Source organism: Nocardioides dilutus (assembly GCF_054779555.1).
On sequence record NZ_BAAGYA010000002.1, the window covers coordinates 300,581 to 315,764 of the forward strand.

Genomic DNA, 15,184 nt, shown 5'->3' on the forward strand with positions numbered 1-15,184 from the left:
CCTCAGACCGCGGAGCCGACCTCAACACCTTCGCCGGCCGTCAGGCGGGTCGCGCGCAGGACCTGGGAGGCAATGTCCTCCGAGAACGGTGGACCCCACGGGAGCACGGCCGCGTGGACCGGCACCCGGTCCACGACGTCGGCGAGCTGGTGGAAGATCGCGCGGCGGGCCGCGGCGTCCTGCCATCCGAGCAGGCGGGGGAACTGGGCGAGGAGCACCATCGCGTCCTTCGGCGCCAGCAGTGCGATCTCCGGCGTGCGGCGTCCGGGCGAGTGGTCGGGCACGGGAACGACCAGCGCCGCGAGAGGAAGATCCTCGGTGGTCGCCGGCTCGGCGGCGAGCGCATGGCGGGCGTCGCCGGTCACGCGGAGTCCCGGGGCACTCCCCAGCTGGTGGGCGAGGCGCGCGGACAGGTGCTCGGCGCCCTTGCGGAGGCGCAGCTCCGTCGCCCCCAGGGCGCACGTCGGTGGCGAGCTCGTCGTGTCCAGGCGGAGCACGTCGTCGGTGATGAGCCGGGCGACGTCCGCGCACATCAGCGTCGCCATCGTGGACTTCCCCATGCCGGAGGCGCCGATGAACGCCAGGGCCGCGTCACCGACCTGCACAGCGCTCGCGTGCAGGACGGTCTCACCGCGCATGGTCAGTACGAACGCCAGCAGGGTTCCCCCGACGAGCACGGACAGCAGGTCGGGGTCGGCGCCGCGCACGGGGTGGACGGTGGCCCTGGACAGGCCGTGGTCGAGGACGACGTCGCAAGAGCCGAAGAACCGCAGGCGGAAGCCGTCATGGGCGGTGGCCGTGTAGTAGTGCCGGCTCCCGCGCAGGTCGAGCAGCACCCTTCCGGGGGGCGCGGCCTCCGTCCGCGCCACCGGAGCCCCGAGCGCGATCTCGAGGTCGACCTCCGTCCCGGCTGCGACGGGTCGGTGCAGGTGCAGGGGGACCTCCGAGCGGACCGTCAGCCCGTAGACCCGGGCGAGCTCCCTCATCGTCGGGGTCCCGTCCGGACCGCTGCCGCGGGGACACGCCCCAGGGGCTGGTACGACGACACCGCTCGGCGCGGGTCGACCACGGTGCCGCCGACGACGAGCCACGCGTGGGCATGCACCTCACCGTCCACCTTGGCGACGCCGAGCTGAAGCGCGGGGCTGAGGCGTCGCACCAGCCGGCCGGACACCAGGGCCTGGCGCAGGCAGGAGTCGCCGAACGGCCAATGCCGCAGGACGCGCTGGGCGGCGTGCATGCGACGGACGGCCCACAGGGGCAGCGGGGTGGCGGCGGCCGGTTCGGCGTACCCGTCGAAGCCGTCGACGGCCAGCGGGGTGCCGAGCGCCCGGGCGAGCCGGGGCAGGCTGGTCGTCCGCAGTCCCACCTCGACGACGGCGGCCAAGGCCAGCGCGCCGCAGAGGTCCGGGACCTCGGCCATCCGGACCCGCGGGATCCTCGTCCGTCGGCGGGTCACCGCGTGAGTCCTGCGCTCGCGAGCCAGGCGGTGTGGAGCAGGACACCGGTCGCCATCGTCGGTTCGTCCGAGAGCCACACGCTCCGCAGCCGTTCGACGTCGACCATGTCCTCGTCGACCCCCTGACCGTCCCAGGTCCGGGCGAACTCGCGGGTGGCCTCGCCCGCGTGGGCGCTGTTGAACGACGCCTTCGTCGTCCTGCACAGGACGGCCTGGGGCAGGACGTCGGAGAACAGGTCCTGCATGGTCGCCGTGCGACCGGGAAAGCCGGTGACGCCCCCGGCGCGGGCCAGCGCAGCGACGAAGCGCGGGTCCAACAACGGGTCCGATGCCCGGATGCCGTACTCCCCGGCCGCGGCCGCGTGGTTGTGCGAGATGATGGCGAAGGAACGCCGGCGGGTGATCGAGCGGGTGGCGGCGCCGTAGTGGAACGGCTCCGCGGCCGCGTCGGCCGCGGCCAGCCGGACGTGTCCTTCGAAGGCGGCCGGCCGCAGCCACCGGCGCTGGACGCTCGCCTGCAGGACCCGCTGCGCATACCGCTGCCGCACTCGACGCGGGAGTGCCGCGGCGGCCGAGTATCGGACCAGTGCCTTGTCGGGACGCCGGCGTCGCAGGAGGACCGCCAGCGGCGTGATGCGCCGCGCACCGAGCACGGCGTCGCCGCCCTCACCGGTCAGGAGCGAGCCCCCGCCAAGGTGCTCGAACATCACGCCGTGAGTCTGCAGGGCCGGGGGCCACAGCACCCCGCGGCTGCCGAGCGCGTCGCGTGCCGCGGGGCCGAGCAGGTCGGACTCGCCGTCGCGAAGCTCCAGGCGGATCCACTCGGTGATCCCGAGGTGGTCGACGACCGCACGTTGCCAGGCGGACTCGTCGGTGTCGGGAAGGTCGGGGTAGACGCGCGTCACCGGGACGGGCACCGCGTGGCCCTCGCGGCGGGCGAGCGCCGTCGCCGCGGCGAGCACGGCCGAGGAGTCCCGGCCGCCGGAGAAGGTGACGTAGCAGGGGCCGTCGACCAGTGCCGGACGGATGGCATCGTCCAGCGCCTCGCGCGGGGTCCTGCCGCCCTGGGGCGGCAGCGCCGCCGGAACGGATCCGTAGACCCAGCCGGTCGCGACCTCCAACCGGGTCGGCCTGAGGAAGGGAGCAGCAGTCGTCGGCCTACGACGACGACCGGGGGGACGCCAGGACTCCCGGAGCACCCCCCGGTCTTCGCCGAGCCTCACGAGCCGTTGCCGTACGGGATGGGGATCTGGAACGGGCCCCAATGAAAGACGAACGTGTCGTCGTTCCCGAAGATGCCTTCACCCATGGTCAGACCTCTGACGGATCCGACCGCCGTCAGCTTCGGCGGCTCGTAGTGTTCATGCACTGGTTCACCTCCTTTGGGCTGGACTACCTGCCGCCGGAGTCGGCGACGGGGTCTTGGGGGGCGAGCTGCTCAGTGCGCTCGAGCAGGTCGCGCTCGCCGAGATCGTCGATGAACGCTTGCGCGTCCTGCTGGGCGGTCTGCTCGGGGATGTCGAAGGCGTCGACCAGTGCCTCGGTCAACTGCTGCAGCGTCTGTGGCTCCGTGAGCTGGCGCATCAGCACCGTCCCGCTGGCGTTGGCCGTCAGGTACGTGGACGAGCGGAGGTCGAGGATGACCAGGTCTCCGTCGATCTCTCGCCAGGTGATGTCGTCCACGCGTAGTTTCATGTTCCCATCCGACGAAGCTGGGCGCCGACGCCATGCGCGTCGAGGCCGACGGTAAGGAGATCTCGATGCCCCCCGGTGCGTCCGGGAGGCTCTTACTCAGATTGGGGTACGCCGGGGGCGACGCGCCGGAGGTCTCGGGCGACCTGGCTGGACCGGCGGTCAGGTCACGGCAGGACCGGGCGATCCGTCGGCCTGTCCTGGGCTCCGTCGACGGGGATGTGGGCGCCGTTGATGCCGGCAGCCCTGGGGCTGAGCAGGAAGCAGGCCGCGTCGGCCACCTCCTGGAGGCTCACGAACCGGCCGGCGGGGAGGTTCTCGGCCACGAACCGGTCGTGGCTCTCGGGGTCCGCGGCGCGGGTCGTGGCCCACCGGCCACCCTCGAAGATCACCGACCCCGGGCTGAGTGTGTTCACCCGGATCCCCTCGCGAGCCAGCTCGACGGCGAGTGCGGAGGCGAGGTGGATCTCGGCGGCCTTCGCGACGGCGTACGACGAGCTCGCCCGAGGCTTCCAGCCGCTGATCGACCCGATCACCAGTGCGGCGCCGTCCCCGGACGACGACAGCCACGGCAACGCCGCCCGGATGGTCGTGGCGGCGTGGACGACGTTGATGTTCAACGTGTGCGTCCAGTCCTCGGCGGTGGAGGTCTGCAGGCCACCGCCCCGCGAGCCACCGGCGTTGGCCACGACCAGGTCGAGGCCGCCCCGCTCGGTCGCGACGTGGGCCACTGCAGCCTCGAGCTGCGCCGTGTCGGTCACGTCGACGACATACGGGTGGACGGTGAGGCCCTCGCGCCCGAGACGGTCGACTGCCTCCGAGAGGCCGGCGTGGTCGCGGGCGCAGATCGACACCACCGCCCCCTCACGCGCGAGCTCGCGGGCGATCGCGAACCCGATGCCCCGGCTCGCGCCCGTGATGAAGGCCCGCCTGCCGGAGAGATGAAGGTCCACGATCGACGAGTATGGCCGGAGGGTGTCCGGGCCCCCGGCTGGACGGCGCGGCTGCCTGGGGCGAGTCCCCAATGTCCGGTATGAGACGGGCTTCCTGACTGCCTGCCCTCTCCGGTCCGCTGTCATCGCAGGTGATGACCCGAACTTCCTCCCATGGTCCTTGGAGGCTCCCTTGACCAGTGTGATCGTCGACCCGAGGTGCACCGACGACGAGCGCCGCCACGCGCTCTACTCCGGCGACATCTTCGTCCACACCCACTCTCCGGCCATCGAGGCGTTCGTCTCGTTCACCCGGGGGATGGTCGAGGACGCGTTCGGTGACCGGGACCCCGAGACCGCGCAGCACGACATGGACGTCAACGACTACGCCGCCGTGCTCGGCGCGCTCAAGCCGGCGTTCATCCACCACTCCGAGTCCAAGAAGCACCTGCGCGCGATCCTGACCGAGCACGGCTGCGACCCGGACATGACGTACTTCGACGTGCCGCGGATGCGGACGTCCACCTCGGACAACTACCTGACCACCGGCATCGCCTACGCCTTCCACCCGCACCGCGACACCTGGTACTCCGCGCCGATGATGCAGCTCAACTGGTGGTTGCCGATCTACGACGTGACGCCGGACAACGTGGTCGCCTTCCACCCGCAGTACTTCGACCAGGCCATCGCCAACGGCAGTGAGCGCTACAACTACTACGCCTGGAACCGCGACAGCCGTGCGATCGCCGCCTCGCAGATCGGCGTCGACACCCGGGACCAGCCCAAGCCGGAGGAGCCGATCGATCTCGACCCGCAGATCCGGCCCGTGCCGCCCGTAGGCGGGGTGATGGTGTTCTCCGGGGCACAGCTGCACTCCTCGGTGCCCAACACCTCCGGCAGGACCCGGATCAGCGTCGACTTCCGCGTCGTCCACCGCGCCGACGTCGAGGCCGGCCGCGGCACCGTCAACGTCGACTCGCACTGCACCGGGACGACCATGCGCGACTACCTGCGCGTCTCCGACCTGGAGCGGCTGCCGGACGAGGTCATCGCGCCGTACGACGTAGGCGTTCCGGACGAGCTGCTCGAGTACGCGATCTACACCAGCTGACGGACGCAGCAGGGTGGCGAGTGCGGAGGTCAGGTCCCGGTGCATCTGAACCTCGGTCGGGGGACCCGCGCATGAGCCGCTACTCGCATGGCCCACTGGTCTCGATCGCACTCCCGGTCTACAACGGCGCCGCCACCCTGACGCCCGCGATCGAGTCTGCGCTGGCGCAGACCTATCCGGACATCGAGCTGGTGATCAGTGACAACGGCTCCACCGATGGCACCGAGGAGATCTGCCGGCACTTCGCCCGCGCCGACCGGCGCGTTGTCTACAAGCGGCACCCGACGAACATCGGCATGCTGAACAACTTCACGAGCGCCGCAAGGACGGCGACGGGGACGTACCTGCGGTGGCTGGGCGACGACGACTCGCTCGAGCCGAGCTACGTCGCGCGCACCCTTGAGACGTTCGGCGAGGACGAGCGCCGCGTCCTGGTGACGACGCAGATCGTGTTCGTGGGCGCCGACGGGACCGAGACCCTCGTCACGGACTACGACCCGTCGCCCTTGTCGTCTCCGGACCCGGGAGTCCGCTTCGCCGAGATGATGCGGCTGCTCACCACCGATCTCGCCGTGCTCGACCCGCTCTACGGGATGCTCCGGCGCGATTCCCTCCTCGTGCCGAGGAAGAACACCCTGCGTGAGGACGAGATCTTCGCAGCGAGACTGGCGCTCGCCGGACCATGGGGCCATGTGCCGCAAGCCTTGGCGCGTCGGCCTCGCTCCGTGGCCACTGCTGCGGTCCTGCCACGGATGCTCGGTGTCCCCGCGTGGCACTGGCACATCCGAGCGGTCCAACAGTGCCGGGAGCTGTCGTACTGGATCGCGCAGTCGTCGCTGGAGCCTGCTCAGAGACGACGGGCCCGTGCCGACCTCGTTCGCATGTACGCCCGCCGAAAGCGGAACAGGATGCAGCGTGGCCTCGTCAGGCTCGGCGGCGCGCTCGGGCCATCTGCGCAAGAGGCGCTGGGGAGATCTCGGAGGCAGTCGCCTGCCGGCCCAGCGGCCGACGTCGAAGCTGCGTGTATTCCTCCCTTAGCCAAGTGAGGGCACGTGCGTGACCGCCGCGATCCGCAGGTCGTCGATCATCCGGCCGCTGGCCATCAGCTCGCGGATCCGTTGGAGCCGCACGAAGCGTGGGCCTTCGAAGTCCTCGGCGGCGAGACCGAGCCGTTCCATGTCACCGGCCAGCTCGTCGATCCCGTCGGCGATCGTCCAGGCGGGCTGGTAGTCGGGGAGCAGGGTCTTGATCCGGCCGAAGTCGACCTTGTAGTCGCGGGCGTCCGGGCCGGCTCCGTCGGCGAACGTCACCGGGGCCTGCATGCGGGCGGCGACCTGGGTCGCGATGTCGCGGACCTGCACGACGTCTTCGTCCCGCCCCACGTTGAACGCCCGGTCGTGCACGACGCCGCGCGAAGCGCCGAGCACCGCGAGGAACGCGTTCGAGATATCGCGGATGTGCACGAGCGGACGCCATGGTGAACCGTCGCTCTGCATCTCGACCTTGCCGCGCGTGAAGGCGTTGCCGGTCAGGTTGTTGACGACGATGTCGGCGCGCAACCGTGGGCTCGAGCCGTACGCCGTCGCGTTGCGCAGGTAGGTGGGCGAGAAGGTCTCGTCCGCCAGCAGGGCGATGCCGGCCTCGGCCATCACCTTGCTCTCGCCGTACGGCGTCACCGGGTTGAACTCGGCGTCCTCGGTCACCGGGGTGTCGCCGGCGGCGCCGTACAGCGAGCAGGACGACGAGAACAGGTAGCGCGGCACGCCGGCGGCCTTCGCCACGGTGGCCAGGTGCACTGCGCCCTGCGCGTTGACCGAGTAGGTCGCCCTCGGGTTGAGGTGGCCGATCGGGTCGTTCGAGATCGCCGCCAGGTTGACCACGGCGTCGAACCCGACGAGGTCTTCGGGTGCCGCGTCGCGGATGTCACCGGTCCGCTGTTCGTAGTCGGTCGGGGGAGTCCCGAAGTCGCACCCGTCGTACCAGCCGGCGTCAAGGCCGACCACCTCGTGGCCAGCGGCCTGTAGGAGCGGCACCATGACGGCGCCGATGTAGCCGCGATCTCCCGCGACGAGAACCTTCACCGCATGAGCTCCTGACTTGTCCGAACGCGCGCCACGACGCTGGGAAGCGGCCCGAAACTGGTCGGAGCGGCCAACGGCAGCGAGTCCCCCAACCCCTGCCGTTGCCGCTCCGGGCACCAGCCAACTCGCACGGACGGTCACGCAGGGCGCACGAGGAATCTTTGCGCCATTTTGGGTATGCCGCTGCAGGATGGCCGGATGACGTCGTTCATCTCCCACACCACCGTCGACTGCGCCAACGCCTACGAGCTCTCCGAGTGGTGGAAGCCGGTGCTCGGCTACGTCGACCTCGACGGTGACCCCAACCTGCCCGGCCACGAGGAGTGCATGATCCGGCACCCGGAGACCGGGCACTCGATCCTGTTCATCGAGGTGCCCGACACCAAGACCGTGAAGAACCGGGTCCACTTCGACCTGCGGCCGGCCGAGGGGACCCGGGACGAGGAGCTCGAGCGGCTGCTCGCCCACGGCGCGACGCAGGTCTCCGACCATCGTGGGCAGTACGGCCCCGGCACCGGCTGGGTGGTCCTCGCCGATCCCGAGGGCAACGAGTTCTGCATCCTGCGCTCCGAGGCCGAGATCGCCGCCAACCCGAACCCGCAGCCCGATTCCTGACCCGCGGTAGCCGAACCGCGACTGGCTCGTTCTTCCCTCCGTGGCAAGGAGCGGGGCGGTGCGGGCGGCGAGGGTTGCCGCGCCCGTTGCGATGATCGCCTCTGCGGTGGCGGGCCTCGGCTTCGCCGCAGCACAGACGGTGACCGCACCCCGCCAGCTCGAACCGTCACTGAGCCTGACGCCCCAGGAGCCGGCTCTCCAGACGGAGCCGGTGGAGACCCTGAGGGTGGGGCCTCCCGGTCCGCCGCGGGTCGACGAGGCCTGGGTGGCGGTCAACGCCACGAACGCCGGCATCCCGTTGCCCGCCCTGCGCGCCTACGCCAACGCGCAGCTCGACGGACCCGAGGGCTGCCGGGTCGGCTGGACGACCCTGGCCGGCATCGGCTGGGTGGAGTCGCAGCACGGCACCGTCGATGGCCGGACCCTCGGCGGTGACGGCCGCCCCTCGACGCCCATCCTCGGACCTGCCCTCGACGGTGAGCCCTTCGCCGCGATCGCGGCGACGCCGGAGACGACGCTCTGGCACGGCGACCCCGACTGGGACCACGCCGTCGGCCCGATGCAGTTCATCCCGTCGACCTGGTCGACGTGGGGCCAGGACGGTGACGGCGACGGCGTCGCCGACCCCAACGACATCGACGACGCGGCGGCGACCGCGGTCGCCTACCTCTGCGCCGACGGGCACGACCTGACGTCGGGTGCCGGCTGGGCGGACGCGATCTTCGGCTACAACCACGACGACTCCTACGTCGCCTCCGTGCACGCTGCCGCGTCCGAGTACGCCGCCCGGACGAGCTGAGGGAACCTTTCGTGCCGGCGGCGAGTCCCAGCCAGGTGATCACCCGGCGTGACGTCCTCCGCGGTCTCGGTCTCTCGGTCCTGGCGGTCGGCGCCGTCGGCCTGCTCGACGCGTGCGGTGACGACCCGGGACCGGACCAGCCGCCCGGCGCCGGGGACCTCACGCTCGCGTCCTCCGACGTCGAGCGATCCGCGCCGGACCCGGCTGCCGTCGCCGCCGGTGTGGCCTCGATGCAGGCCCTGGGTGCCGGGCTGTGGGGCCAGCTCTCGGCAGCGGACGGCAACCTGGCGATCTCGCCGTTCTCCGTCGCCGTCGCTCTGGGTATGACCGTCAACGGCGCCAAGGGCACGACCCTCGACGAGATGCTCACCGTCCTCGACGTCGACTCCGTGGAGACGGCGAACGCCGGCTACAACTCCGTCGCCCAGCACGTCGAGTCGCTGGCCGGGCCGCTGAAGCGCTCGAAGGACGACGACGCCGAGATCGCCCTGGACACCGCCAACTCGCTGTTCGGGCAGCAGGGCGTGACCTGGGAGCCGGCGTTCCTCGACGCCCTCGCGGCGTCGTACGGTGCGGGCGTCCAGCAGGTCGACTTCGTCTCGGCGACCGAGGCGGCACGCCGGGCGATCAACGGCTGGACCGCCGAGCAGACCCGCGACAAGATCCCGGAGCTCATCCCGCCGGACGTCCTGTCCGCGCTGACGCGACTCGTGCTCGTCAACGCTCTCTACCTCAAGGCGCCCTGGGAGCGTCCGTTCGAGAAGACCCTGACCCAGGACGGCGACTTCCACCTCGCCGACGGCTCCGCGGTCAGCGTGCCCATGATGCGGTCCTCCGATCCCGTCGGCGGGTCCGCGGGAGACGGCTGGCGGGCCGCGCGAGTCCCCTATGCCGGCGGCATGTTGGCCATGACGGTCGTGCTGCCGGACGGGGACATCGACGCAGTGGTGTCCGGCGGCGCCATCGCAGACGTGCTCGCCACTGCTCCGTCCCAGTCGGTGGCCCTCACGATGCCCCGGTGGACCTTCCGCTCGCCCTCGCCGCTCGGTGACGCGCTGATCGCGATGGGCATGCCGACGGCATTCAGCGACGCGGCGGACCTCACGGGGATGAGCACCGAGCTCGACCTGTTCATCGCCGCCGTCCTGCACGAGGTCTTCATCGCCGTGGACGAAGAAGGCACCGAGGCGGCTGCCGCGACCGCCGTGGTGGTCGATGAGACATCGGCGCCGATCGTGGACGACGAGCTCGTCCTCGACCGGCCGTTCCTGTTCGTCATCCACGACGTCGAGCACGGCACGCCCCTGTTCGTGGGGCGTGTCGGCGACCCCTCCTAGACTGGCGTGAGTGACCTCCCTGGCCGGCCTCGCCGACGCCGTCCTCAAGGACCCGACGCTCGCCGAGGCGATGGCCGACGCCCGTGGCGGCGCCGTGCCCGCGCTCGACCTCACCGCGCCCGAGGCCCTGCGGCCCTTCGTGGTCACCGGGCTGGTGCGCGCCGGCCGGACGGTGCTAGCGGTGACCGCGACGACGCGGGAGGCCGAAGACCTCGTCGAGCAGCTCGGGTCCCTTGTGGACCCGAGCACGGTCGCCTACTACCCGAGCTGGGAGACGCTGCCCCACGAGCGGCTGAGCCCGCGCAGCGACACGGTCGGCCGCCGGCTCGCGGTGCTGCGCCGGCTGGCGCACCCGGGCACCGACGCGGCGACCGGGCCGCTCAAGGTCGTCGTCGCACCCGTGCGGTCCGTTCTGCAGCCCCAGGTCAAGGGTCTCGGTGACCTCGAGCCGGTCGACCTCTCGCCCGGGGACACCGCGCCGCTGGAGGACGTGGTCCGCCGACTCTCCGATGCGGCGTACGCGCGGGTCGACCTGGTCGAGAAGCGCGGTGAGTTCGCGGTCCGAGGCGGCATCGTCGACGTCTTCCCGCCGACCGAGGAGCACCCGCTGCGCGTGGAGTTCTGGGGCGACGACGTCGAGGAGATCCGCAGCTTCTCGGTGGCCGACCAGCGCACCCACGAAACGGTGGACCGGCTGTGGGCGCCGCCGTGCCGTGAGCTGCTGCTGACTCCGGAGGTGCGAGAGCGCGCCGCCGAGCTCGGCCGGACGCACCCGACCCTCGTCGAGCTCACCGACAAGATCGCCGCCGGCATCGCGACCGAGGGCATGGAGGCGCTCGCGCCGGTGCTGGTCGACGAGATGGAGCTGCTCGTCGACCTGCTCCCCGCCGACACTCACGTGCTGGTCCTCGACCCCGAGCGCGCCCGGCGCCGCGCCCACGACCTGGTCGCCACCAGCGAGGAGTTCCTCGGCGCGAGCTGGGCGGCCGCGGCCGGCGGCGGGTCGGCACCGATCGACCTCGGCGCGGCGTCCTACCGCTCCCTCGGTGACGTCCGCGAGCACGCCGTCGCCCAGGGCAAGGCCTGGTGGAGCGTCAGCCCGTTCGGCATCGCCGACCAGGCCGAGCCCGAGGACGACGGCGTGCCCAGCCGTGCTCTGCCCATGCAGGTCGTCGACGCCTACCGCGGCGACGTCGACCGGGCCTTCGCCGACCTCGAGAAGTGGCGGGCGGCCGGCTACCGCGCCGTCGTCGTCCACCCCGGGCACGGTCCGGCCCAGCGCACGGTCGAGGCGCTGGGGGAGCGGGACGTCCCCGCCCGGCTCGTCGACTCCCTCGAGGAGCAGCCCGTCGACGACGTCGTCACCGTCACCTGCGGCTCGCTGGGCCACGGCTTCCTCGACGACCGCAACCGGCTGGTCCTACTCACCGGTGAGGACCTCTCCGGACAGCGCGCGTCGACCCGCGACATGCGGTCGATGCCGACCCGGCGCAAGAAGCAGATCGACCCGCTCGAGCTGAGCGCCGGCGACTACGTCGTCCACGAGCAGCACGGCGTCGGCCGCTTCGTGGAGATGAAGCAGCGCGAGGTGCAGGGCGCGACCCGCGAATACCTCGTGCTGGAGTACGGCGCATCCAAGCGCGGCGGGCCGCCCGACCGGCTCTACGTCCCGGCCGACGCGCTCGACCAGGTCACCCGCTACGTCGGCGGCGAGCAGCCCAGCCTCGACCGGCTCGGCGGCTCCGACTGGGCCAAGCGCAAGGGCCGGGCCCGCAAGGCGGTCAAGGAGATCGCCGCTGAGCTGATCAAGCTCTACGCCGCACGCCAGGCGACCCAGGGCTTCGCGTTCGGCCCCGACACCCCGTGGCAGCGCGAGCTCGAGGACGCGTTCCCCTTCCACGAGACGCCCGACCAGCTCACCACGGTCGAGGAGGTCAAGGGCGACATGCGCCGCACGGTCCCGATGGACCGGCTGGTGTGCGGTGACGTCGGTTACGGCAAGACCGAGATCGCCGTGCGGGCGGCGTTCAAGGCGGTCCAGGACGGCAAGCAGGTGGCCGTGCTGGTGCCGACCACTCTGCTGGTCACCCAGCACCTGTCGACGTTCCAGGAGCGGATGACCGGCTTCCCGGTCCGGATCGAGGCGCTCAGCCGCTTCCAGACCGACAAGGAGGCCAAGGCCGTCGTCGAGGGACTCGCCGACGGCACCGTCGACATCGTGGTCGGCACGCACCGGCTGCTCAACCCGGACATCAAGGTCAAGGACCTCGGGCTCATCGTGGTCGACGAGGAGCAGCGGTTCGGCGTCGAGCACAAGGAGCAGATGAAGCGGCTGCGCACCTCGGTCGACGTGCTCTCCATGTCGGCGACGCCGATCCCGCGGACCCTGGAGATGGCGGTCACCGGCATCCGCGAGATGTCGACGATCACCACTCCGCCGGAGGAGCGCCACCCGGTGCTGACCTACGTCGGTGCCTACGAGGACCGGCAGATCGTGGCCGCCGTACGGCGCGAGCTGCTCCGCGAGGGGCAGGTGTTCTACATCCACAACCGGGTCAGCTCGATCGAGAAGGCGGCGGCCAAGATCCGCGAGCTCGTACCCGAGGCGCGGGTGGCGGTCGCGCACGGGCAGATGGGGGAGCACCAGCTCGAGCAGGTGATGCTCGACTTCTGGGAGAAGCGGTTCGACGTGCTGGTCTGCACGACCATCGTCGAGTCCGGCCTGGACGTCTCCAACGCCAACACGATGATCATCGAGCGGGCCGACACCCTGGGCCTCAGTCAGCTCCACCAGCTGCGCGGTCGCGTCGGACGCTCGCGCGAGCGGGCCTACGCCTACTTCCTCTACCCCGCGGAGAAGCCGCTCACCGAGACCGCGCACGAGCGGCTCGCCACGCTGGCCCAGCACTCCGACCTCGGCGGCGGCATGGCGATCGCCATGAAGGACCTCGAGATCCGCGGCGCCGGCAACCTGCTCGGCGGCGAGCAGTCCGGCCACATCGCCGACGTCGGGTTCGACCTCTACGTCCGGCTGGTCGGCGAGGCGGTCAGCGAGTTCAAGGGCGAGGGCGAGCCGGAGCTCGACGAGGTGCGCATCGAGCTGCCCGTCGACGCCCACCTGCCGCACGACTACATCCCGAGCGAGCGGCTGCGGCTCGAGATGTACAAGCGGCTCGCCGAGGTGCGCACCGACGAGGACGTCGACCTGCTGCGCGAGGAGATGGTCGACCGCTACGGCGCTCCGCCGGTCGAGGTCGAGTCGCTGCTGCTCGTCGCCAGGTTCCGGGGCCGGGCCCGCCGCGCCGGGATCGGCGAGGTCACCATCGCCGGCCGCAACGTGCGGTTCGCCCCCGTGGAGCTGCCGGAGTCGCGCGTCGTACGCCTGCAGCGGCTCTATCCCAAGTCGATCGTCAAGGCACCGGTCAAGACCGTCCTCGTGCCGCGCCCCGGCACACCGGGCCGGACCGGCACCCCGCTCTCCGGGATCGCGCTGCTCCAGTGGGCGCACGAGGTGATCGATGCGGTGATCGACCCGCCGGTCGCGGGCTAGTCAGCGGGGACTCAGAGCCAGGTTGAAGCTCCGGTCGATGACTCCGCAGCCGAGGGCGTCGTAGAGCGCGTAGGCGGCGTGGTTGTGTCCGAAGACGTTGAGGCCGAGGATCTCCATCCCCAGCTCACGCATGTGCTCGGCCGCGACGTCCATCAGCGCGCGGCCGTACCCCCTCCCGCGCTCCGCCTCGTCCACCTCGACGTCGTAGACGAACCCGGCCCGCTCCTCGTGGAAGAGCCACGTGATCCCGACGTGCCGGCCGGTGGCCGCGTCGAGCGCGACCAGGAACTCGTGGCCCGGAGTGCTCACTCCCTGCGGCAGGATCCGGTCGTGCACCTCGCGTGAGTTCGCCAGCGCCGCCTCGCGGGTCAGCGATGGGTCGGCAGACATGGTCTCGTCCGCGAACGTCTCCACGGCATCGGAGAAGTAGGCCGCGATGTCGTCCGCACCCATCGGGCGCAGCGTCACCCGTCCGGGGTCACGAGGGGCCGGCGCGGTGGCCAGGTCGAGCTGCATCTGGGTCGCGACCAGGTCGAACGCCTCACCCTCGACGAACGCCGCACCCGCGGGGTCGCCGGTCGTCACCTCGATCCCGAGGGTCACTACGGCCCGATCGTGCAGCCGGTCGACGAGGAGCTCGCGGACGGTCGGTGCATGGGTCGGGTCGGACAGCAGCAGGTCGCCGAGGTGGACGGAGTCCCCCACGGGCATGACGAAGAAGGTGCCCGCACGCCGGCCGTCGGCCTGGACGGCGAGCACCTCAGTGCCCGCGAGGGTCCCGGGTGGCGGCAGCTGCCGGTCGATGACCTCCCGCGCTCGCTCGACAGCCAACGCTTCGGGGATGCCGCGCGAGCGCGGCGAAGCAGCGCGGCGGGCGATCAGGCCCTCCCGCCACGCGGCGTACTCGCCGCCAGGCAGCGGCTGCAGGGTCAGCATCACGCCGCTCAGCTTGTCCCCCAACAAAGGCTCACGACCGGCTCCCCGGCAGGTCCGGGCAGATCAGCTCTGCGTACCGTCATCACAAATGTGGACTCCAGGCCTCAGAACCCATGACGCTACGACCGGCCAGCTACGTACGGGATGCGCGCGACTCTCGACGCGACCGGACGGCCGCTCCGCGGCAGGAGCGGACGGGTTTCGAGCACCGGGGGACGCTCAGCGCACACTAGTTCCGGTCGGGCGCGACGATCACGACGATGTGGTCCTCGTTCCGTTCGGGGATCGGGATTGCCATGACCATGAAGCCGTCAACGACTTCGATGAAAGGCTCACCCTCGACCTTGCGAACCTCCTCGAGCAGGTCGGTCGCACCCGCCTCGGCCATCACGCAGGCCAGGTCCGAGTCGTCTCGGCGTAGGTCGTCCGCGGCGAGGGCCTCGTCGCTGTACTCGCTAATGGAGTAGTGCTCGTTGTCTGCTAGCTCGCATGTCGCGTAGATCTCGGCCGTCGTAGGGAGATCCGCGGTAGAGCAGCCAAGAGACGCGCCTTCAAGGAGGCTCACCAAGCAAGCCAGTTTCGGCACGCTTGATCTAAGGCGCATCGAGCGAGACTAGCCTGACGATCGGTCGCTCATCGGCATGAGCGACCGCTACGCGGCTACTTGTTTCA

General features: G+C 71.1%; 15 protein-coding genes. 6 read left to right on the top strand and 9 right to left on the bottom strand.

Annotated elements, in window-relative coordinates; genetic code table 11:
- Positions 1-2: 2 nt before the first annotated feature.
- From ACYVC6_RS11005 to ACYVC6_RS11030, 6 genes are all read right to left on the bottom strand, one after another.
- A complete protein-coding gene (locus ACYVC6_RS11005; protein WP_460713923.1) occupies positions 3-986 on the bottom strand; it encodes a phosphoenolpyruvate carboxykinase (ATP) in 984 nt (327 codons plus the stop codon).
- Positions 983-1,459, bottom strand: a complete 477-nt coding sequence (locus ACYVC6_RS11010) for a lasso peptide biosynthesis B2 protein (protein ID WP_460713925.1) — start codon at positions 1,457-1,459, stop codon at positions 983-985. The genes ACYVC6_RS11005 and ACYVC6_RS11010 overlap by 4 nt, the downstream gene beginning before the upstream one ends.
- Entirely contained in the window at positions 1,456-2,580 is a 1,125-nt protein-coding gene (locus ACYVC6_RS11015) for an asparagine synthase-related protein (RefSeq protein WP_460713927.1), read from the bottom strand. The genes ACYVC6_RS11010 and ACYVC6_RS11015 overlap by 4 nt, the downstream gene beginning before the upstream one ends.
- A 98-nt stretch (positions 2,581-2,678) precedes the next feature.
- Positions 2,679-2,828, bottom strand: coding sequence for a lasso RiPP family leader peptide-containing protein (locus tag ACYVC6_RS11020; protein ID WP_460713929.1), 150 nt, complete (start codon positions 2,826-2,828; stop codon positions 2,679-2,681).
- 23 nt (positions 2,829-2,851) lie between these two features.
- A complete protein-coding gene (locus ACYVC6_RS11025; RefSeq protein ID WP_460713931.1) occupies positions 2,852-3,154 on the bottom strand; it encodes a PqqD family protein in 303 nt (100 codons plus the stop codon).
- A gap of 164 nt (positions 3,155-3,318) precedes the next feature.
- A complete protein-coding gene (locus ACYVC6_RS11030; RefSeq protein WP_460713933.1) occupies positions 3,319-4,104 on the bottom strand; it encodes an SDR family NAD(P)-dependent oxidoreductase in 786 nt (261 codons plus the stop codon).
- Positions 4,105-4,276: 172 nt separating this feature from the next.
- Here ACYVC6_RS11030 and ACYVC6_RS11035 point away from each other — a divergent pair, with 172 nt between their 5' ends.
- Both ACYVC6_RS11035 and ACYVC6_RS11040 read left to right on the top strand, forming a co-directional pair.
- Positions 4,277-5,194 (top strand): phytanoyl-CoA dioxygenase family protein, encoded by a 918-nt coding sequence (locus tag ACYVC6_RS11035; RefSeq protein WP_460713935.1) that lies wholly within the window; start codon positions 4,277-4,279, stop codon positions 5,192-5,194.
- 71 nt (positions 5,195-5,265) lie between these two features.
- The gene (locus ACYVC6_RS11040; RefSeq protein WP_460713937.1) at positions 5,266-6,240 is read left to right on the top strand and encodes a glycosyltransferase family 2 protein; all 975 of its coding nucleotides are present in this window, start codon (positions 5,266-5,268) and stop codon (positions 6,238-6,240) included.
- Here ACYVC6_RS11040 and ACYVC6_RS11045 read toward each other — a convergent pair.
- Entirely contained in the window at positions 6,229-7,275 is a 1,047-nt protein-coding gene (locus ACYVC6_RS11045; protein ID WP_460713939.1) for an NAD-dependent epimerase/dehydratase family protein, read from the bottom strand. The two genes, ACYVC6_RS11040 and ACYVC6_RS11045, sit on opposite strands and share 12 nt — an antisense overlap.
- Positions 7,276-7,473: 198 nt before the next feature.
- Here ACYVC6_RS11045 and ACYVC6_RS11050 point away from each other — a divergent pair, with 198 nt between their 5' ends.
- The 4 genes from ACYVC6_RS11050 to mfd all read left to right on the top strand — a co-directional run bounded on the left by ACYVC6_RS11050 (position 7,474) and on the right by mfd (position 13,576).
- Positions 7,474-7,890 (top strand): VOC family protein, encoded by a 417-nt coding sequence (locus ACYVC6_RS11050; protein WP_460713941.1) that lies wholly within the window; start codon positions 7,474-7,476, stop codon positions 7,888-7,890.
- A gap of 58 nt (positions 7,891-7,948) precedes the next feature.
- Positions 7,949-8,689, top strand: a complete 741-nt coding sequence (locus ACYVC6_RS11055; protein ID WP_460713943.1) for a lytic transglycosylase domain-containing protein — start codon at positions 7,949-7,951, stop codon at positions 8,687-8,689.
- A gap of 11 nt (positions 8,690-8,700) precedes the next feature.
- Positions 8,701-10,026 (top strand): serpin family protein, encoded by a 1,326-nt coding sequence (locus tag ACYVC6_RS11060; RefSeq protein WP_460713945.1) that lies wholly within the window; start codon positions 8,701-8,703, stop codon positions 10,024-10,026.
- A 70-nt stretch (positions 10,027-10,096) separates the two neighbouring features.
- Complete coding sequence (mfd, locus tag ACYVC6_RS11065) at positions 10,097-13,576, top strand: transcription-repair coupling factor (protein ID WP_460715328.1); 3,480 nt, start codon at positions 10,097-10,099, stop codon at positions 13,574-13,576.
- Here mfd and ACYVC6_RS11070 read toward each other — a convergent pair whose 3' ends face one another.
- Complete coding sequence (locus ACYVC6_RS11070) at positions 13,577-14,512, bottom strand: GNAT family N-acetyltransferase (protein ID WP_460715330.1); 936 nt, start codon at positions 14,510-14,512, stop codon at positions 13,577-13,579.
- A 229-nt stretch (positions 14,513-14,741) separates the two neighbouring features.
- A complete protein-coding gene (locus tag ACYVC6_RS11075; protein WP_460713947.1) occupies positions 14,742-15,077 on the bottom strand; it encodes a hypothetical protein in 336 nt (111 codons plus the stop codon).
- Positions 15,078-15,184 lie beyond the last annotated feature (107 nt).